We start from the raw sequence: 18,413 nt of genomic DNA on the forward strand, positions 1-18,413 counted from the left end.
ACGTGGAGCCTGATTATGTTGCCCGACTACCACGAAAAGAGCGTCGCCACTCGCTGGGGGAGATGGCAAAGCGGGCACGGAAGTGATTGCGCAGGGAGGTGGCACTCTTGAAGCCGACCAGCTCAGCGATGCGATCGATGGAATGGCCGCTTACCTCCAGCAGTTCCTGACTGCGCCTGAGCCGCTCCGCCAGCAGCCATTCACCCACCGAGAGGCCGGTAGCCTGATGAAAACGGCGGGTAAAGGTGCGGCGGCTCATCAGGGTGTGGGCCGCCAGAGAATCCAGGGTGTGGGGTTCGGCCAGATGGGCACGCAGGTGATCGAGCAACTGGTTCATCCTGACATCGCGAGTGGAGGCGGGCACCGGCTGTTCGATAAACTGGGCTTGGCCCCCTTCCCGGTGAGGCGGGATCACCAGCCTCCGTGCCACCTTGTTGGCGATGGCCGAGCCGTGGTACTGGCGTACCAGATAGAGGCAGCAGTCCAGCCCGGCGGCAGTGCCTGCCGAGGTGACCAGCCCATCGTCATCCACATAGAGGGCGTTGGTATCGAGTTGCACGCAGGGAAAGCGGTGGCAGAAATCCTGTTCGTACTCCCAGTGGGTCGATGCCTTGCGACCATTGAGCAGCCCGGCGTAGGCGAGCACATAGGTGCCGAGACAGAGCCCGACCAGTCGGGCACCTCTGGCTCTGGCGGCAATCAGGGCATCGAGCAGCGCTGCGGGTGGCCGTGCTGCCGGGTCGTGCCAGAAGGGGATGACAATGATCTCCGCCTCGGCCAGCATCTCCAGCCCATGGGGAGCCTGAATGGTGAAGCCTTGCGCCGAGTGTGAATGAGGGTTGCCATCGCCGCAGCAGATCTTGAGCTCGAACAGCGGCTGGCCCGGCAGGATGTCGCCGAAGATGAGACAGGGGACGGCGCAGTGAAAAGGGCTGAAGTGATCGAAGGTCACCACGGCAACGATCGGGGTGGGCATTATGTTGACTCCTCTCTGCGCGCAGACCACTCATCATAAGCGTTCGGCAGTGAAAGCCGAAGGGCCATCTCTGGCATGGCCCTCCTGCGGGTCACAGTGATATCGCCTCGCCATCTTCTGGCACCCGTACCCGATCCGTCATGCCCCGTTCCGCCAGATAGTCGCGCAGCTCCTGGCGTGACAGCACGGCGTGATTGACCGCCTCCATATGGCTGGCGATCAGCGTGGCTTGCGGTGCGGCCTGATAAACGGCGGCGACATCCTCCTTGCCCATGATGATGGAACCGAGCCCGGGCACCTGTGCATCGCCACAGTTGAGGATGATGACCTCGGGCTGATGCTGTTGCAGGGCTTGCTCGACCGTGGGATGCCAGATGGTATCACCGGCCAGATAGAGGCACTGCTCATCGGGGTGGGAGAAGACCACGCCGCATACCTCTCCCATGCGCTCGCCCAGTACCGCCATCAACTGGCCGCTGCCGTGTTGGCCACCGGTCTGCTGCAGGCGAATGCCGGCAAACTCGGGCTGGTCGCTCAGCAGGCGCACATCCTCAAAGCCACTGGCACGAATGGCATCGGCATCCTTCTGATGTTGCACCAAGAGCGGCAGATGTTTGGGGATTTGCGCTCTGGCGGCATCATCCAAGTGGTCGGGATGGTCGTGGGTGACGATCACGGCGTCCACATCGACCAGCTCATCGATCGGCAGCGGCAGCTCGACCAGCGGATTGCGCAGTTGGCTGTTGGCGGTGCCCTCAAAGCCGGGGAAGGCCCCCTTGGCCGAGAGCATGGGGTCGATCAGAAAGCGGGTGCCGGCATAGTCGAGCAGCAAGGTGGCGTTGCGAACCTGGGTAATCTTCATGGGATGGCTCCATGTTGGCTGGTGGATATGCAACCAATTATGGGGTGCGGAGCGCATTGCCATCAGTGGCCCACGGGTCGATTATCATCACTATCGGGCCAACTGGTTGATGTGCCAAAGGTCGGCGAGGCCATTTAAAAAATTTGAAAAATCCCCTTGAAAGGAAAAAGTGAGCCCCTATATAGGTAACAAGGCCGGAACGCTCGACAGAGGTTTCGACCAGGCGCCCGTCCATAAGGAGGGCAAACAATCCGTTATCGCTCACAAGAGGGTAATACTATGCGTTCTATCGACTTTTCTCCGCTCTATCGTTCTGCCATCGGTTTCGATCGTCTGGCCAATCTCATCGAATCTGCGGCCAGCAATGGCAATGCCGGTTATCCCCCGTACAACATCGAGCAGCTGGGTGACAACGACTACCGCATCAGCATGGCGGTGGCGGGCTTTACCCAGGAAGAGCTGGAGCTGAGCTTCCAGGAAAATCTGCTGACGGTGAAGGGCAACAAGCAGGCCGACACCGGGCGCAACTATCTCTATCAGGGGATTGCCGAACGTGGTTTCGAGCGTCGCTTCCAGCTGGCCGACTATGTGCGGGTGAAAGGGGCCGACCTGAAAAACGGCTTGCTGCACATCGAGCTGGTGCGTGAAGTGCCCGAGGCGATGAAGCCGCGCAAGATAGAGATCAACGGCTGATAGCCTGAATTCACAGAAATTTTAAAATTTCCCGGGTGCCGATGACGGGCCTGTGGAGAGTTGAACCTGTTGCTTATTAGAAGGATAGGATTATGCGTAACCTCGATTTTTCTCATCTCTATTCCAACGCCGTCGGCTTCGAGCGGATGGCCCGTGAGCTGGAAGGTCTGTTCGAGCAGAAGACCGCTGCTTACCCCCCGTACAACATTGAAAAGCGCGATCAGGATGGCTATCGCATCACGGTCGCCGTGGCTGGCTTCGAGCGCGAAGAGCTGGAGCTGGAGACCGAAAACGGCACCCTCAAGGTGAAGGGGCGCAAAGGGGCTGCGGCCGGTGAGCGTCAGTTCCTCCATCAGGGGATTGCCGAGCGTGACTTCGAGCTCGCCTTCAAGCTGAGCCAGCACGTGGAAGTGCAGGGTGCCAAGCTGGAGCATGGTCTGTTGACCATCGATCTGGCCCGTGAGTTGCCGGAGGCGCTCAAGCCCAGAGCCATCCCCATCGGCAAACCCGAGCAGCTGGCGTTGCCCGGCTAAGCAAACCTGATAGCGATAAACGACAAAGGCCTGCATCTGCAGGCCTTTCTGTTTTTGTATCGCTGGATTGGATTAACCAGCGTAGAGGGCGTTGATCTCGTCGGCCAGAATGGCTATGCCGCGACGCACCAGCTCCTCGCTCTGGGAGTAGTTGAGGCGAATGCACTCCTGGCTGTGGCGCCACTCGGGGTCATCGATACCGGGGAAGAAGTAGTGACCCGGCACGATCAGCAGATTCTTCGCCTTCAGTCGCTCGTAAAGCTCCTGACAGTGGATCGGCAAGCCTTCAAACCAGAGCCAGAGGAAGAGGGCGCCTTCCGGCTTGTGGATATGGAAGCGCGGGTCGGGGATCGCTTCGCGCAGCAGCTGCACCGCCAGCTCCGCCTTCTGCTGATAGAAGGGCTTCACCACCTGTTCGCTGAGGGCAATGATATCGCCGCTCTCGATCATCGGGATGGTGATGGCAGGCCCCAGACTGCCCGGTGCCAGATTGATGATGCCGCTCAGGTTGGTGATGGCCTGGATGATCTTCTCGTCGGCAATGACGATGCCGCAGCGGGTGCCTGGCAGGCCGAGCTTGGAGAGGCTCATGCAGAGGATGGTGTTGGTATTCCAGAACGGCTTGGCTTCGCTGAAGATGATGCCTGGGAAGGGGACACCGTAGGCGTTGTCGATCAGCAGCGGAATCCCCTTGTCGCGGGCGATCTGATCGAGATGTTCGATCTCTTCGTCGGTGAGCACATTGCCGGTCGGGTTGGTCGGGCGGGAGACGCAGATCACCCCGATATCGTCACCCACCTGCAGGCTCTCGAAATCCACATGGTACTTGAACTGGCCGTCGGGCAGCTTCTCGATGGTAGGCTTGTAGGCCACGAAGTAGTCGTCGGCCAGCGCCGAGTCGGCATAGCCGATGTATTCGGGGGCGAGCGGGAACAGCACCTTCTTCTTGCGGCCATCGGCAAATTCGCCGGCCAGCAGGTTGAACAGGTAGAAGAAGGCATTCTGACTGCCGTTGGTCAGGGCGATATTGCGGGACGAGATATCCCATCCCAGCTCCTTGCTGAGCAGGGCGGCCAGCGCCTTGGTGAACCTGTCTTTGCCCTGGGGGCCGTCGTAGTTGGCCATCGCTTTGACCAGCTCGCCGTTGTCGAGCAGGCTCTTGGCCTCGGCCTGAAAGCGTTCCAGCATGGCGGGGATGGGGGCCGGATTGCCGCCACCCAGCATGATGGCGTCCGGATTGGTCAGCCCCTGATTGAGGTCATCCATGAGTTGGGTAATACCGGCGTGGCGAGTGAACTTCTCGCCGAACAAGGAAAATTCCATTCGGTGACAGATCCAGATTTGAGTTACGGGGATGTAGCACCATAGCTCAGTTTAAAAGCGGGTGTCGATCAAAAAGATGGGACGTTCCACGTGGAACATGGTGCAAAAATCAAGCGTGGTTAAAAGCACCAACTGTTGGTTTAAAAATGACCGAGCGGGATGCATTTTGCGACTCAATTTGGTATCGAGATATAGTTAATTTAAACAAAATCATGATGTTATGAATTGCGTGAGGATTGGCACAACTATTGGAATAGCTATCTGGTGATCTCAACCATACCGGAGCAAACCAGATGAAAAGCCTGATCGCTACCCTGATTGTGAGTGCCCTGAGCCTGAACGTGATGGCCAACGAAAACCCGCGGCCCGAGCTGGAGAGTGTCCAGCTGGAGCAGGATGTGCAGAGCGAGTTGCAGCAGGCCTCCCATGCGGTGGTAGAGGAGGCGATCCACAACCTCAAGCCGCTGGCACTGGAGACCCTGGTGGTGGAGGCGAGCTCGGCCGATGCGACTCACCCCGAGAGTTGAGATAGCGCAGCGGGGTCTGCCCCGTGTGTTGTCTGAAGAAGCTGATGAAGGCGCTGTCACTGGCGAACTCCAGCGCAGCGGCAATCCGGCTGATGGACTCGCTTTCTGCCAGCAGCTCCATGGCGCGCAACAGCCGCCACTGCTGACGCCACGCCTGATAGCTCATGCCGGTCTCCCGCATGAAGATGCGGCCAATGGTCTTGTCACTGGCACCCACCCGTTCGGCCAGCCGGTTGAGCCGATCGGGCAGGACATCCTCCCGCTTCAACTGCTGTAGCCAGTCGCCCAGTCTGGGATCCGTCGGCAGCGGCAACTGCCACGACTCCCGCGGCGCCTGCCCCAACTCCTCCATAAACAGTGTCACCGTCCGTTGCTGCTGCTCTTGCGGTTTGTCCCACGGCCAGAGCGCCATCCGCTCGATCAGTTCGTGCAGCAGCGGATTGACCGCCAGCACCTCCATCGTGCCGGGCAACTCGGGGTGCGGCTGGAAGTAGAGAGAGCGGTAGGCCACCACGCCACGCATCAAGATCCGGTGGGCGGTGCCTGCAGGCAGCCAGGCGGCGCGGGTGGGTGGCAGCAGGCAGACCCGACCTTCCAGCTCCATGGTCATGCAGCCGGATTGGGCGAACAGCAGCTGATGGCGTTGATGTTGATGCAGGCCCGAGTCGTGCCAGCCGAGGGCGGAGGCGATGCCGATCACGCTGCCCGTCAGCTGGTCGGGGTCAAAAGGGTGATCGGGAAGAATAAAGGCCATATGTCCGATTTTTGATGTTTATAGTCCTGCTTATTGTAATCAGACAAGCGGCATCTCTCTAGAATGGCGACCTCTTGTGAAGGAGGTTTGTCATGAACAACAAGTTGCCACCGCTCTGGCTGGTGGTGGGATTGATGATGTTTCCCCAAATTGTGGAGACCATCTACAGCCCGGTCCTGACCCACATCGCTACCCAGTTTCAGGTGAGCGAAGGGCAGGCATCCCAGACCCTGTCGGTCTATTTTCTGGCGTTTGCGGTGGGCGTGGTCTGCTGGGGGCGGCTATGCGATCTGATCGGGCGGCGTCCCGCCATGCTGGCGGGTCTGCTTACCTATGGCGTCGGCACCCTGCTGGCGCTGCTGGCCAACCAGTTTGAAACTCTACTGCTGGCCCGGGTCATCTCGGCCTTTGGCGCCGCCGTGGGCTCCGTGGTGACCCAGACCATGCTGCGCGACAGCTATCAGGGCAGCGATCTGGCGCGGGTCTTCTCGGTGATGGGCATTGCGCTCTCACTCAGTCCGGTGCTGGGGTTGCTCAGTGGTGGTCAGCTGGCGAGCGGGTTTGGCTATCTCGGGGTGTTCAGCGGTCTGCTGGTACTGGCGGTAGGTTTGCTGCTGGTTGCCTGCTGGCAGCTGCCGGAAACCCGTCCGGCCACCAGCCAACGAGTCGCGCTCTGGCCGCTGGCGTGTCGGATGATGAAAGATGGCGGGCTCTGGCGCAGTGCCATGCTGGTGGCCCTGTTCAACACCATGCTGTTTGGCTACTACAGTCTGGCGCCGTTCCTCTTTGCCGGATTGGGATTGAGCACCGGCGAGTTTGGCTATTCGGGGATCTTGCTGGCGCTGGCGACTCTGCTCGGCAGCCTGCTCAACAAGCATCTGCTGGGGAGGGGGTGGCTGCCGTCTTCTCTGAGTAGACTAGCTTGCGCTCTGGCGCTGGTCGCAGGGCTGCTGGTCTGGGCGAGTCAGTCCAGCCTCTGGTTCCTGTTGCCCATGATGGGTGTGGTGGTGGCCTTCGGGCTGGCTATCCCCAATGTGCTGAGTCAGGCGCTGCTGGCCTATCGTGAGGTAGCTGGCAGTGCTGGCGCCCTGTTCGGGCTTGGCTACTACCTGCTGCTCAGTCTGGGGTTGGCGGTAGCGGCCGGATTGCAGGATCTCGGCATGTTGCTGAGTGGCTGCGGTCTGTTGGCGCTGATTTGCTGCGGGCGTCGTTCCACGTGAAACGTCAGTTGCCGATAAAGCGGTAGCCAATACCGGATTCGGTCTCGATAAGCGTCGGTTGCTGGGGGTTATCCCCCAGCTTTTTGCGCAGACTGGCGATTACGATGCGCAGGTAGTGGGTGTCCTCCTTGTGGCTCGGCCCCCAGATGTCGTTGAGCAGCTGGGTCTGCATCACCAGCTTACCAGGGTGGCACACCAGCGCCTGTAACAGGGCGAACTCCTTGCGGGAGAGAGGGATCTCCTCGTCTTTCATGGTCACCTTGTGGCTGCTGACATCCAGCGTCAGGCCGCATTGGGGGAAGTGGCGCCGCTCGCCGCTGCTGACGCCAGCCCGCTGGCGCAAGAGCACACGGATGCGGGCCATCATCTCGCCGATGCCGAACGGCTTGCTCATGTAGTCGTTGGCGCCGGCATCCAGCAGCCGCACCTTCTCCAGCTCCGAATCGCGGGCCGACAGCACCAGCACCGGATTGGGGTGGTGTTCGCGAATGGCCTGCAACACCTGAATGCCATCGCCATCCGGCAGACCGAGATCGAGGATCACCAGATCGGGGTTGAGGTGGCGATACTGCTCCAGCCCTTCATTGACCCCCACCGCCTCACTCACCTGATGCCCCTCGGCAATCAGGCTGATCCGCAGAAAGCGACGGATCGCCGCTTCATCATCTATGACCAGAATGTGCGCCATCAAACCTCCGGTGAATTGAGGGCGAGCGGCAGGGATATGCGCATGCAGGTTCCGTTGCCATTGGGGCCGGAGAAGGCCCAAATCTTGCCGCCGTGGGCCTCTATCATAGCGCGGGAAATGGCGAGGCCAAGCCCGGTGCCACGGCTGCCGCAATCGCCCACCGGCTGGGTGTAGAAGAGATTGAAGATCTTCTCCCGATCCGACTCGGCGATACCGACCCCGATATCGATGATGTCGATGATAAGGTCGGGTTCGGCCACCATCACCTTGAACTCGATGGGGGTGCCTGCCGGCGAGTAGCGGGAGGCGTTGTCGAGGATGTTGACCAGCACCTGCTCGATCAGGACGCCGTGCACATAGAGCTGGGGCACATGTTGATCGAAATGGACCAGCAGCTTGTGCTGGCGCCAGGAGGAGTCGAGCCGCTTGCGGGCGCTCTCCACCAGATCTGCCAGATCGACCCAGTCCCGTTTCAGCTGGAAGTCGGGGGAGCCGATGCGGGTCATATCCAGCAGATTCTGCACATAGCTGTGCAGGCGGCGCGCCTCGTCCTGTACCGAGTGGAGCAGTTCGTTGCGATCATCCGGCGGGATCCGGTCACCATATTCCAGCAGTGTGCTGCCGGCACCCATGATGGTGGCCAGCGGCGTCTTCAAGTCGTGGGAGACCGAGGAGAGCAGGGCGGCCCGCATCCGGTCTGTTTCCGCCTGCAGCTGGCTGTCGGCCAGCCGCTCGTTGAGGTCGATCCGCGCCAGCGCGGCGCGAATGTCGGTGAGCAGCGCCTGTAGCTGATGCTCGGCAGAGGAGGAGAGCGGATTGGCCAGCGTTATGCCGATCACCAGATCATCGCTGAGGTGGTGATACTGCGCCTCGGCGGCATTGAGAGTTGCGGTGTGGGCTCCGGCGCTCTGCTTCTGGGCCAGGCACCAGTCGATGGCCGCCTTGTCGGTCTGCCCGGGCCTGTGCTTCTCGTTGCCGAGGCGGTCGTGAAAATCCTTGTCGATCACCACGGTCGGCTGGCCCAGTGCCAGCGAGATAGCTTGTGCCCCTTGTCTGAGCACCTCCTCCGGGCTGTTGGCGGTCGCCAGCCCTTGGCTGAGGGAGAGCAGGGCATTGCCCAGCTGCTGGGTCTCGCGCAGGCCGATCAGCTGTTGCCGCTGGCGGGAGGCGAGGCGCCCCGCCGTCATGCCGACGATAAGCAGCACGAACAGGGTGAGCAGGTCGCTGTGGTTGGCGACGCTCAGGGAGAAGTAGGGGGCGGTGAAGAGCAGATTGTGAGCGATAAAGCCCAGCACAGCCGCCAGCGTGGCGGGCACCAGACTGGTGGTGAGGGCAGTCGCCAGCACCCCCAGTACGAAGATGAGCGGCAACGCTGCGGGGGGCAGCCAGTAGGAGAGCCCCCATGCAATGGCCGAGGTGATCCCCATGATGGCCACCGCCAGCAGGCTGTGGTGAATATCCTTGGGTGTCGGGGAGCGCATCCCCACTCTGTGTTTCTGCTTCTCGGTATCGACCAGCGTGATTTCGAGCCCCTGCGCCTGCTTGAGCAGGTGCTGCACCAGCGAGCGACGCCACGGCGCCTTGTGCGGTTTGCCGAGCAGCAGCTGGGAGACCTGCTGCTGCTCGGCAGTTTCCAGCAGCGTATTGGCGACAGCCGGACTGGAGAGGGTCAGCACCTTGGCGCCCAACTGGGAGGCGAGCGCCAGCGCTTGCTCCACGTCGGCCGAGCGGCGGCCATTGCTGTCCACGTGCACCACCAGCCAGGGCAGCTGGCGACGCTGGGCAAAGCGGTGACCATAGCGCACCAGCGCTGCCCCGTGCTGATTGCCGAGGCAGACCATCAGCTTGCCCCGCAGCGGCAATGTGGTCTTGCCCGCTGCCTGCCATTGCAGTTGCAGATCGCCCTCCACATGGCTGGCGGCGGTCTGCATCGCCAGCTCCCGCAATGCGGTGAGATTGTTGAGGGAGAAGAAGGATTGCAGGGCAGCCTTGGCCTGATGAGGGACATAAACCTTCCCCTCGCGCAGGCGGCCGAGCAGCTCCTTGGGGGGGAGATCGATAAGGATAATGCTGTCTGCATCGAGCAGAACCTGATCGGGCAGGGTCTCTTTGACCCTGACCCCGGTGAGCTGCCACACCAGATCGTTGAGGCTCTCCAGATGCTGGACGTTGAGGGTGGTGTAGACGTCGATACCGGCGTTGAGCAGCTCCTCCACATCCTGCCAGCGCTTCTCGTGGCGGCTGCCGGGGGCGTTGCTGTGGGCCAGCTCGTCTACTACTGCGATGGCCGGTTTGCGTGCCAACAGGCCGTCGAGGTCCATCTCCTCCAGCCGCTGCTGACGGTGCATGTGGATCTTGCGTGGCTGGATGGCGAGTTTGTCGAGCAGGGCCAGCGTCTCCTGCCGGCCGTGGGTCTCCACCACGCCGATCAGGATGTCGACCCCCTCTTTGGCCTGTTCCCGCACCGCCTGCAACATGGCGTAGGTCTTGCCCACGCCGGGGGCGGCCCCGAGAAAGACTTTCAGCTTGCCCTTGTGCTCTTGCTCCAGACTTGCCAGCAGGGCGTCAGCCCTTACCTCATCACGCATGCTTATCCCTATCGAGCCAACTGCCCGCGTCGAAAATGGAGGTCAACGCCAGATCGGCAAGGAGCGCCCTCAGGCGCCCTTTTGATGATCCAGTTGCAGGTTCAGCTGGAGAATGTTGACCACCTGCGGGCCAAGGATACCAGCTTGTGTGGCCGACTTGACCTGCTCCGTCAGTTGGGCGGGATCCAGTCCACGTTCTCTGGCTACGCGATCCACCTGCGCCAGCACCGCATCGAGTGGCAGGTGGGGATCGAGGCCAGAGGCGGAACGGGTCAGCATGGCAGGAGAGCTGGTTTCAGGCTGTGCCTTGGCGGCCTGTTCGGCGAACTCCGCTCGCAGCGGTGAGCTCATCCCCAGATTGCTGGCACTACCGCCAATGGTGTTGAAATCACTGGCTGAAGGGCGGGGGTGGAAGTAGTCAGCCCGCTCGAATTTCTGTGCCAGCAGGGCGCTACCGATGAGTTGCTGCTTGCTGTCGGTCAGCTGGCTGCCGTTGGCCTGCCAGGGAAAGAGCAGCTGGGCCAGTCCGGTGACGGCCAGCGGATAACCCACGCCCAGCAGCAGGGTCAGGGTCAGCAGGGTTCTGATTGCGATCATGATGGATATGCTCCGAATTCGTTGTGTGGATGCGGACTGACCCGCATCCCGGTTATGCCGTTACACCAGACCAAGGCCGGTAATGACCAGGTCGATCAGCTTGATGCCGATAAAAGGCACCAGCAGGCCGCCGACACCGTAGATCAGCAGGTTGCGGCGCAGCAGGCTGGCGGCCGACCCCTTCAGGTCGACACCGCGCAGGGCCAGCGGTACCAGCGCTACGATGATCAGGGCGTTGAAGATGATGGCCGACAGGATGGCGCTCTGCGGGCTACCCAGCTGCATCAGGTTCAGTACCCCCAGTTGCGGGTAGGCGGCGATAAAGAGGGCCGGCAGGATGGCAAAGTACTTGGCCACGTCGTTGGCGATGGAGAAGGTGGTCAGGGCGCCACGGGTCACCAGCAGCTGTTTGCCGACCAGCACCACATCCAGCAGCTTGGTGGGGTTGGAGTCGAGATCCACCAGATTGCCCGCCTCCTTGGCGGCCTGGGTACCCTCGTTCATGGCCAGCCCCACATCAGCTTGCGCCAGCGCGGGCGCATCGTTGGCGCCGTCACCGCACATGGCGACCAGACGACCATCGGCCTGCTCCTGCCGGATATAGGCCAGCTTCTTCTCCGGCGTCGCTTCGGCGATGAAGTCATCCACCCCGGCTTCGGCGGCGATGGCGGCGGCGGTTTTCGGGTTGTCGCCGGTGATCATCACGGTACGTATCCCCATATGGCGCAGGATCTGGAAGCGGGCTTTGATTCCGGGCTTGATGATGTCCTTGAGGTAGACCACCCCCAGCAGTTTCTCCTGAGTGCAGACCAGCAGCGGAGTCCCACCCTGACGGGCGATGCTGTCGACTGACTTGAGCACCAGCTCAGGTACCGCCTTGCGGTCGAGGCTGAGGTAGTTCAGCACGGCATCTACCGCCCCCTTGCGATATTGATGACCGTTGCGATCCAGTCCGCTCAGCCGGGTTTCGGCGCTGAAGGGGACCACCTTGTCGCTCTCCAGCTGACTCGGCTTGGCCATGCTCTTGCTGGCCAGAGTCAGGATAGATTTGCCCTCCGGGGTGTTGTCACCCAGCGAGGCCAGCATGGCGGCTTGTGCCAGCAGGGCGGGGTCGACACCCGGTGCCGGGATCAACTCGTCGGCCATCCGGTTGCCGAAGGTGATGGTGCCGGTCTTGTCCAACAGCAGGGTGCGCACGTCACCGGCCGCTTCCACGGCACGGCCAGACTTGGCGATGACGTTCAGCTTCACCAGTCGATCCATACCGGCAATGCCGATGGCGGAGAGCAGGCCGCCGATGGTGGTCGGGATCAGGGTGATAAAGAGAGCGATCAGGTAGAGACGCGGGACCTGGGTGCCGTTGTAGTCGAGGAACCAGGGCAGAGTGGCGACCACCAGCAGGAAGATCAGGGTCAGGCCCACCAGCAGGGCGTCGAGCGCCATCTCGTTGGGGGTCTTCTGGCGCTTGGCCCCTTCCACCAGTGCGATCATCCGATCCAGCGTGCTCTCGCCCGGATTGTTGCTGACGCGCACCCAGATCTCGTCGGAGACGACCGTCGTGTTGCCGGTCACGCCGCTGCGGTCGGTACCCGACTCGCGGATGACGGGGGCGGATTCGCCAGTGATGGCGGCTTCGTTGACCGAGGCGATGCCGGCGATTACTTCACCGTCGGCAGGGATCATCTCGCCGCTGCGTACCAGCACCAGATCACCCTTCATCAGGCTGGTGGCGGGTACCCATTCACCCTGACCATCTTTGGCATTCGCCACCCGGCGGGCCTTGAGCTGGCTCATACCAGCTTTCAGGCTGTCGGCGCGGGCCTTGCCGCGCCCCTCGGCCAGGGTTTCCGCGAAGTTGGCAAACCAGAGAGTCAGCCAGAGCCAGGCGGTCAGCTGCCAGGCCAGCGAGGGGGCAACCCCCGAGAAGGGCTGCCCCAGCAGGGACTCCACGGTCGCCATGACTGCGGCCAGCCAGAGGGTGAACAGGATGGGACTGCCAAACAGCGCCTTGGGATTGAAGCGATAAAGGGCCTCAACCATTGCCTGGATGATCTGTGATTTCTGTTTGTTGCCCTTCACCAACATGGTGTCGGTGCTCATTGCAGTGGACTTGCTCATTGGAAAGCTCCCAGCATCAGATAGTTGGCCATTGGCATCCGGATGGTGATCGACAGGGTCAGGTTCATCAGAATGCACCTCCGATCAGACTCAGATGTTCAGCCACCGGGCCCAGTGCCAGCACCGGCAGGAAGGAGAGGCCACCTATCAGTAGGACGGTGATAATCAGCAGGGCAACGAACAGCGGGCCGCTGATGGGGAAGTCCCCTTCGCTCGTCTCCTGACGGGGCGCACGGGCCAGCTGACCGGCGATGGCCAGTACCGGAATGATGTAGCCGAAGCGACCGAGCAGCATGGCCAGACCGATGGCGATGCACTGCCAGTTGTCACCGGCGGCAAAACCGGCGAAGGCGGAGCCGTTGTTGCCGGCAGCCGAGGCGTAGGCATAGATGAGGCGTGACAGACCGTGCGGGCCATCATGGCCGATGATGGTGCTGGCATCCGGCATCAGCAGGGTGACACCACCGATCACCAATACCCCGACCGGCATGACCAGCATGCTGGCGACCACCCACTTCATCTCGGTGATACCGAGCCGTTTGCCCAGATAGGTCGGGGTACGTCCCACCATCAGGCCGCACAGGAACACGGTCAGCAGCACGAACAGCATCATGCCGTAGATACCGGAGCCGACCCCGCCGAAGATGACCTCACCCAGCAGCATGTTGATCATGCCCACCATGCCGCCGAGCGGAGTAAAGCTGTCGTGCATGGCGTTGACGGCACCGTTGGAGGCGGCAGTAGTCGCCACTTCCCAGATGCTGGAGAGCACAGGGCCGAAGCGGCTCTCCTTGCCTTCCCAGTTGCCAGTCATGTTGCTGGCGTCAGTGATGAGTTGGGCGAGGGTGTGATCCGGTTTCAGCTCCTGTGAGAGGGAGACGAAGAGCCCCAGCATCAGCATGAGGGTCATGGCACCGAGAATGGCGCGGCTGTGGGCCATGTCCTTCACATAGCGGCCCAGAGTAAAGACCATGGCGGCGGCGATGGTGAGCAGGGCGACCATCTCCAGCCAGTTGGAGAGGGCTGTCGGGTTCTCGAACGGATGTGCCGAGTTGATGCCGAAGAAGCCGCCGCCGTTGGAGCCAAGCTGCTTGATGGCGATCTGCGAGGCCGCCGGGCCGAGGGGCAGCAGCTGCTCCTGACCCTCCACACCGTGGAACGGCAGATAGGCGGAGAGGCTTTGCGGAACACCTTGCCATACCAGCACCAGCGCCATGATCAGCGCGATGGGTAGCAGCACATAGAGGCAGAAACGAACCAGATCCTGCCAGAAGTTGCCAAGGTTGATGGTCTGCTGACGGGCGATACCGCGGAACAGGGCAATGGCGACGGCAGCGCCCGTCCCTGCGGAGACGAAGTTCTGGGTGGTCAGCCCCACCATCTGGCTGAAGTAGGAGAGGCTGGCCTCACCGGAATAGGCTTGCCAGTTGGTGTTGGTCATAAAGCTGACTGCGGTGTTGAAGGCGAGTTGCCAGCTCAGACCCGGCAGTTGTTGCGGGTTGAGGGGCAGCAACCCCTGCGCCATCAGGATCAGGAACAGCAGACCGAAACCGGCGCCGTTGAAGGCCAGCAGGCTGAGGGCGTAGGACTTCCAGTCCTGCTCCCGTCCATCGGTGCCACAGCAAGCCAGCGTGGCGCGCTCGACCGGTGCCAGCCAGCGGATTTTGCCTTCAAATACCCGGTAGATGTAGTTGCCCAGCAGCGGTGCCGGCAGCAGAACCAGCAGCACGAAGGCCACCGGATAGATAATTTCTTGCTGCATATAGGTAGTCCCTCACTCGTGACTGCGCGTGAGTGCGCGCATCAGATAGGCCATCAAGGCGAGGACGAGCAGCAGATATAGCCAATTCATATCGACTCCATTGAGATAATTAGCTGCGAGAGCCGATGTAAGATCATATCGACTCTGTTGGTGTCATTGACGCTGAAAAGGGTATGTAAAACAGGCGTAAAGGCGCCATAAAGCGCCATGTGGCAGGCGTAAAATCGGCGTAAAGAACGACGGATTTGCGAGAGAAATGGCGAGGAGTGATCAAAAAACCCGGCCTGAGCCGGGTTTGGGTGAAGGGGTTACATGGCTGTAGACGCCGGCTGCTCGTGACAGGCCAACTTCATCTGCCCTTAGCGCATAGTGACGAACTCTTCCGCGCTGGTCGGATGGATAGCAACGCAGTTGTCGAAGTCCGCCTTGGTGGCCCCCATCTTCATGGCGACGCCAAAGCCTTGCAGGATCTCGTCCATGGCAAAGCCGATACCATGCAGACCGACCACCTTCTCTTCCGGGCCGACACAGACCAGCTTCATCCGGGTGGGCTGGCGATGCTGGGTCAGTGCCGAGTACATGGCGGTGAACTGGCTGCGGTAGACCTTCACCTGGTCCTCGCCGTATTCGGCGATAGCTTCAGGTTCGGTCATGCCGATGGTGCCGATGGGCGGGTGGCTGAACACCACGGTCGGTACCAGATCGTAGTTGAGGTGCTCGTTCGGCTTGTTGTTGAACAGCCGTTCGGAGAGGCGACGGCCCGCAGCGACGGCCACCGGGGTGAGCTGGATGCGACCCGTGTTGTCACCCACTGCATAGATGTTGGCGACGGCGGTGTTCTGGAACTTGTCGGTCGGGATAAAGCCCTTCTCGTCCAGCGTGATGCCAGCGGCAGCCAGATTGAGGTTGTCGGTAGCCGGTACCCGGCCGATGGCCCAGATCAGGCAGTCGACGGTGAGATGGCGGCCATCTTCCAGTTGCAGGGTCAGGCTGTTGTCAGCGTTCTTGAGCACGGCTTTGGGAATGGCGTGGGTGTGCAGCTTGGGCCCTTCCTGCGCCATGATTTCGACCAGTGTCTCGTGGATCATGGGGTCGAAGTTGCGCAGCGGTGCGTGCTTGCGCACCACCAGATGGGTCTCTGAGCCGAGTGCCTGCATCACCCCGGCGATCTCGACTGCGATGTAGCCAGCTCCAACCACGGCAACCCGCTTGGGCTGGCTTTGCAGGTCAAAGAAACCGTCGGAGTCGATACCCAGCTCGGCACCCGGGATGGCCGGAATTTCCGGGCGGCCACCGGTAGCGATCAGGATATGATCGGCCGTGTAGTGCTCGCCATTAACCTCGATGGTGTTGCTGCTGACGAAGCGGGCGAAGCCCTTGATGACGGTGATCTGGTTCTTGCCCAGCACGTTCTGATAGGACTGGTGAATGCGGCCTATGTAGGCCTGGCGGGACTCGACCAGCTTGGCCCAGTTGAAGTGGTTGAGGGTGGTGTCAAAGCCGTAGTCGGCGCCATATTTCAGGGCATCGGCGATCTGGCCTGCATACCACATAGCCTTCTTCGGTACGCAGCCTACGTTGACGCAGGTTCCACCCAACTCTTTGGCTTCAATCAGGGCAACTTTCTTACCGTACATGGCAGCCCGGTTGGCAGAAGCAATACCGCCGCTGCCGCCGCCGATGGCGATATAGTCAAAATGCTGTGCCATTGCGAGGTTCTCCGCTCATTAAGAATGCAATCACAGCATGATGGGGATAAAGCGGCTGGCTCACAAGAGCCAGCACTCAGTTATGTTGGATCGGCAGGCGAATATGGAACTGGGCGCCCTGGCCCGGTTCGCTGGCACAGCTGATACGGCCTTTCAGCAGTTGCACCACCAGGTTGTAGATGATGTGGGTGCCCAGACCGCTGCCACCCTGACCCCGCTTGGAGGTGACGAAGGGATCGAAGATGCGCGGCAAGATTTCGGGCGGGATGCCGCGGCCATTGTCCGAATAGTCGATAAACAGCTCCTCTCCCTGCTGTTCCACCTTGATGGTGATCTTCTTCGGTTTGTCCCAGTTGTCGAACCCGTGGTTGATGGAATTGAGGATCAGGTTCGAGTAGATCTGGGTAAAACTGCCCGGGAAGGAGAATATAGACAGCTTGGGATCGCACTGGATATCCACTTCGCACTGGCTCTTCTTCAGTTTGTGGCCAAGCGAGACCACCACCTGATGGAGGTTGTCGGCGAGGCTGAAGTTGTAGCGTGCTTCCGATGACTGGTCGACCGCCACCTGCTTGAAGCTGGCAATCAGCTCGGAGGCGCGCCGCAGGTTGCTCTGCAGCAGCTGCATCGACTCGTCGAGGTTGACGGTGAACTCGTTGAGATAGGAACGCGACAGCTGTTTTGACTCTATATGAGATTTGAAATCGGCAACCCGTTCCTGCAGGTAGGAGGAGGCGGTCACACTGATGCCGATTGGGGTATTGATCTCGTGTGCCACCCCGGCCACCAGCGAGCCGAGGGAGGCCATCTTCTCCGACTCCACCAGGGTTTGCTGGGCTTGTTTCAGGTCGTCGTACGCCTTGCCCAGCTGGTTGTTGGCTTCGCTCAGGCTGCGGGTACGCTCCACCACTTTTCCTTCCAGCTGCTCGTTGAGCTGGATTATCTCCCGCTCGACCTTTTTCAGCTGGGTGATGTCGTAGCCGAAGCCGATCTGGTACTTGAGGTTCGGCCCTTCATAGAAGGGTACGAAGGTCCACTGCAGCACCAGCTCGTGGGCCTGCTGGTCATGCATGATGACCTCTTTGTCCGCCAGTGAACCTTCCGCCGCCAGAATATCGTTCAGCTCTTCCCGTTGCGCCGGGCTGACAAAGAGATCCAGCCAGTTGTGTTGCAACAGCTCCTGCTGGTGGTAGCCGGTCAGCAGTATGGCTGCCGGGTTGATGCTGGCGATGGTCAAGTCTGGTTCCATGCAGCAGATGACCATGTTGGCGGAGTTGATCAGGGTGGCGGAGAAATCCCGCTCCTGTTGCAGCTGTTCCACCGCCTGATGACGAGCGACCAGCTCGTCACGTAGCCGGGTGCGCATCTGGTTGAGGGTGGATACCAGGGTATCCAGTTCGTCGGGTTTCTTGCGCGGCTGCGGGCGGCCTTCCAGCTCCAGCGCCATGTCGAGCCGATCGAGGTTGAACTTCTGGGCGTAGTTGGCGATGCGGTTGATGTGCCTGACCACCAGATAGTAAATGATGATCAGGATACAAAATGAGACCACCAGGGTCTTGATGGTCTGGCTGACCATGATCAGCACTGACTTCTCAATCAGACGCTGGTAAATCTGCTCCAGCGACGCGGCGACAAACAGCTTGCCGACAATTTCCCCCTGATAGGTGAGATTGAACTCCTGGGAGATGTCATAGCTTTCCCGTTCCACTCCCTGGGTCAACAGTGGCACTTCGGAGTTGCCGAGCATCTCCTTGACCATCACAAACTGCATGTTGGGCAGGTTCATGATCCCTTCGATCTGCACTTTGACCTGCTCCTCATCGAGGTTCCACAAGCTGGCGGCAATAGGTTGCAAAAAGGAGGCTTCGATCTGGCCGATGCTGTCTTCGATGACAGCGACATCCTTGCGGTAATCCCAGGCGAGTTGCAGCACCGTGATGATCATCGCCAATACGGTACTACACACCAGAATATAGGAGAGCAGGCGGTATGAGAGTCCGTTGCGGCCTACGGCCTCGGCGGTCTTGGAGATGAGTCCTGACATGGCGTCCTTGCGGTCTGGA

15 protein-coding genes are annotated in these 18,413 nt (G+C 60.8%); 4 read left to right on the top strand and 11 right to left on the bottom strand.

Annotation, left to right across the window (positions count from 1 at the left end; genetic code table 11):
• Positions 1-13: 13 nt before the first annotated feature.
• Together G5154_RS18500 and G5154_RS18505 are read right to left on the bottom strand one after the other, a co-directional pair.
• A complete protein-coding gene (locus G5154_RS18500) occupies positions 14-976 on the bottom strand; it encodes a helix-turn-helix domain-containing protein (protein ID WP_421251488.1) in 963 nt (320 codons plus the stop codon).
• Between the two features lie 91 nt (positions 977-1,067).
• Entirely contained in the window at positions 1,068-1,838 is a 771-nt protein-coding gene (locus G5154_RS18505; protein WP_421251489.1) for an MBL fold metallo-hydrolase, read from the bottom strand.
• A gap of 279 nt (positions 1,839-2,117) precedes the next feature.
• Between G5154_RS18505 and G5154_RS18510 the strand changes: the two genes are divergently transcribed.
• Together G5154_RS18510 and G5154_RS18515 are read left to right on the top strand one after the other, a co-directional pair.
• Positions 2,118-2,531: an Hsp20 family protein gene (locus G5154_RS18510; RefSeq protein ID WP_005339298.1), complete on the top strand. Its 414-nt coding sequence runs from the start codon at positions 2,118-2,120 to the stop codon at positions 2,529-2,531.
• A gap of 92 nt (positions 2,532-2,623) precedes the next feature.
• Positions 2,624-3,064, top strand: coding sequence for an Hsp20 family protein (locus tag G5154_RS18515; RefSeq protein WP_005339297.1), 441 nt, complete (start codon positions 2,624-2,626; stop codon positions 3,062-3,064).
• Positions 3,065-3,136: 72 nt separating this feature from the next.
• On the opposite strand, the gene G5154_RS18520 is transcribed toward G5154_RS18515, so the two are convergent.
• The gene (locus tag G5154_RS18520) at positions 3,137-4,387 is read right to left on the bottom strand and encodes a valine--pyruvate transaminase (protein WP_421251490.1); all 1,251 of its coding nucleotides are present in this window, start codon (positions 4,385-4,387) and stop codon (positions 3,137-3,139) included.
• 293 nt (positions 4,388-4,680) lie between these two features.
• Here G5154_RS18520 and G5154_RS18525 point away from each other — a divergent pair, with 293 nt between their 5' ends.
• Complete coding sequence (locus G5154_RS18525; protein WP_421251491.1) at positions 4,681-4,914, top strand: hypothetical protein; 234 nt, start codon at positions 4,681-4,683, stop codon at positions 4,912-4,914.
• On the opposite strand, the gene G5154_RS18530 is transcribed toward G5154_RS18525, so the two are convergent.
• Positions 4,844-5,668, bottom strand: coding sequence for an AraC family transcriptional regulator (locus G5154_RS18530; protein WP_421251492.1), 825 nt, complete (start codon positions 5,666-5,668; stop codon positions 4,844-4,846). The genes G5154_RS18525 and G5154_RS18530 overlap by 71 nt on opposite strands.
• Positions 5,669-5,760: 92 nt before the next feature.
• Between G5154_RS18530 and G5154_RS18535 the strand changes: the two genes are divergently transcribed.
• Positions 5,761-6,888 (top strand): multidrug effflux MFS transporter, encoded by a 1,128-nt coding sequence (locus G5154_RS18535; RefSeq protein ID WP_421251493.1) that lies wholly within the window; start codon positions 5,761-5,763, stop codon positions 6,886-6,888.
• Between the two features lie 4 nt (positions 6,889-6,892).
• On the opposite strand, the gene G5154_RS18540 is transcribed toward G5154_RS18535, so the two are convergent.
• From G5154_RS18540 to G5154_RS18570, 7 genes are all read right to left on the bottom strand, one after another.
• The gene (locus G5154_RS18540; protein ID WP_319889842.1) at positions 6,893-7,576 is read right to left on the bottom strand and encodes a response regulator; all 684 of its coding nucleotides are present in this window, start codon (positions 7,574-7,576) and stop codon (positions 6,893-6,895) included.
• Positions 7,576-10,164 carry a DUF4118 domain-containing protein gene (locus tag G5154_RS18545; protein WP_421251494.1) on the bottom strand — a complete coding sequence of 863 codons (2,589 nt, stop codon included), beginning with the start codon at positions 10,162-10,164 and terminating at the stop codon, positions 7,576-7,578. Before G5154_RS18545 ends, G5154_RS18540 begins: the two co-directional genes overlap by 1 nt.
• Positions 10,165-10,233: 69 nt before the next feature.
• On the bottom strand, positions 10,234-10,761 hold the full coding sequence (locus G5154_RS18550; protein ID WP_071914552.1) for a potassium-transporting ATPase subunit C: 528 nt from the start codon (positions 10,759-10,761) through the stop codon (positions 10,234-10,236).
• 60 nt (positions 10,762-10,821) lie between these two features.
• Positions 10,822-12,879: a potassium-transporting ATPase subunit KdpB gene (gene kdpB, locus G5154_RS18555; RefSeq protein ID WP_421251495.1), complete on the bottom strand. Its 2,058-nt coding sequence runs from the start codon at positions 12,877-12,879 to the stop codon at positions 10,822-10,824.
• 67 nt (positions 12,880-12,946) lie between these two features.
• Positions 12,947-14,641 carry a potassium-transporting ATPase subunit KdpA gene (gene kdpA, locus G5154_RS18560; RefSeq protein ID WP_421236170.1) on the bottom strand — a complete coding sequence of 565 codons (1,695 nt, stop codon included), beginning with the start codon at positions 14,639-14,641 and terminating at the stop codon, positions 12,947-12,949.
• Positions 14,642-15,000: 359 nt separating this feature from the next.
• Entirely contained in the window at positions 15,001-16,350 is a 1,350-nt protein-coding gene (gene gorA, locus G5154_RS18565; RefSeq protein WP_100652171.1) for a glutathione-disulfide reductase, read from the bottom strand.
• A gap of 76 nt (positions 16,351-16,426) precedes the next feature.
• Positions 16,427-18,394, bottom strand: a complete 1,968-nt coding sequence (locus G5154_RS18570; protein ID WP_245148451.1) for an ATP-binding protein — start codon at positions 18,392-18,394, stop codon at positions 16,427-16,429.
• Positions 18,395-18,413: the final 19 nt, after the last annotated feature.

The sequence above is a fragment of the Aeromonas sp. 600527 genome (genome assembly GCF_049175415.1).
GTDB lineage: Bacteria > Pseudomonadota > Gammaproteobacteria > Enterobacterales > Aeromonadaceae > Aeromonas > Aeromonas veronii_A.

Excerpts from the sequence above, each read along its gene's own strand:
- G5154_RS18500 (WP_421251488.1), bottom strand. The coding sequence starts at position 976 with ATGCCCACCCCGATCGTTGCCGTGGTGACCTTCGATCACTTCAGCCCT.
- G5154_RS18505 (WP_421251489.1), bottom strand. The coding sequence starts at position 1,838 with ATGAAGATTACCCAGGTTCGCAACGCCACCTTGCTGCTCGACTATGCC.
- G5154_RS18510 (WP_005339298.1), top strand. The coding sequence starts at position 2,118 with ATGCGTTCTATCGACTTTTCTCCGCTCTATCGTTCTGCCATCGGTTTC.
- G5154_RS18515 (WP_005339297.1), top strand. The coding sequence starts at position 2,624 with ATGCGTAACCTCGATTTTTCTCATCTCTATTCCAACGCCGTCGGCTTC.
- G5154_RS18520 (WP_421251490.1), bottom strand. The coding sequence starts at position 4,387 with ATGGAATTTTCCTTGTTCGGCGAGAAGTTCACTCGCCACGCCGGTATT.
- G5154_RS18525 (WP_421251491.1), top strand. The coding sequence starts at position 4,681 with ATGAAAAGCCTGATCGCTACCCTGATTGTGAGTGCCCTGAGCCTGAAC.
- G5154_RS18530 (WP_421251492.1), bottom strand. The coding sequence starts at position 5,668 with ATGGCCTTTATTCTTCCCGATCACCCTTTTGACCCCGACCAGCTGACG.
- G5154_RS18535 (WP_421251493.1), top strand. The coding sequence starts at position 5,761 with ATGAACAACAAGTTGCCACCGCTCTGGCTGGTGGTGGGATTGATGATG.
- G5154_RS18540 (WP_319889842.1), bottom strand. The coding sequence starts at position 7,576 with ATGGCGCACATTCTGGTCATAGATGATGAAGCGGCGATCCGTCGCTTT.
- G5154_RS18545 (WP_421251494.1), bottom strand. The coding sequence starts at position 10,164 with ATGCGTGATGAGGTAAGGGCTGACGCCCTGCTGGCAAGTCTGGAGCAA.
- G5154_RS18550 (WP_071914552.1), bottom strand. The coding sequence starts at position 10,761 with ATGATCGCAATCAGAACCCTGCTGACCCTGACCCTGCTGCTGGGCGTG.
- kdpB (WP_421251495.1), bottom strand. The coding sequence starts at position 12,879 with ATGAGCAAGTCCACTGCAATGAGCACCGACACCATGTTGGTGAAGGGC.
- kdpA (WP_421236170.1), bottom strand. The coding sequence starts at position 14,641 with ATGCAGCAAGAAATTATCTATCCGGTGGCCTTCGTGCTGCTGGTTCTG.
- gorA (WP_100652171.1), bottom strand. The coding sequence starts at position 16,350 with ATGGCACAGCATTTTGACTATATCGCCATCGGCGGCGGCAGCGGCGGT.
- G5154_RS18570 (WP_245148451.1), bottom strand. The coding sequence starts at position 18,394 with ATGTCAGGACTCATCTCCAAGACCGCCGAGGCCGTAGGCCGCAACGGA.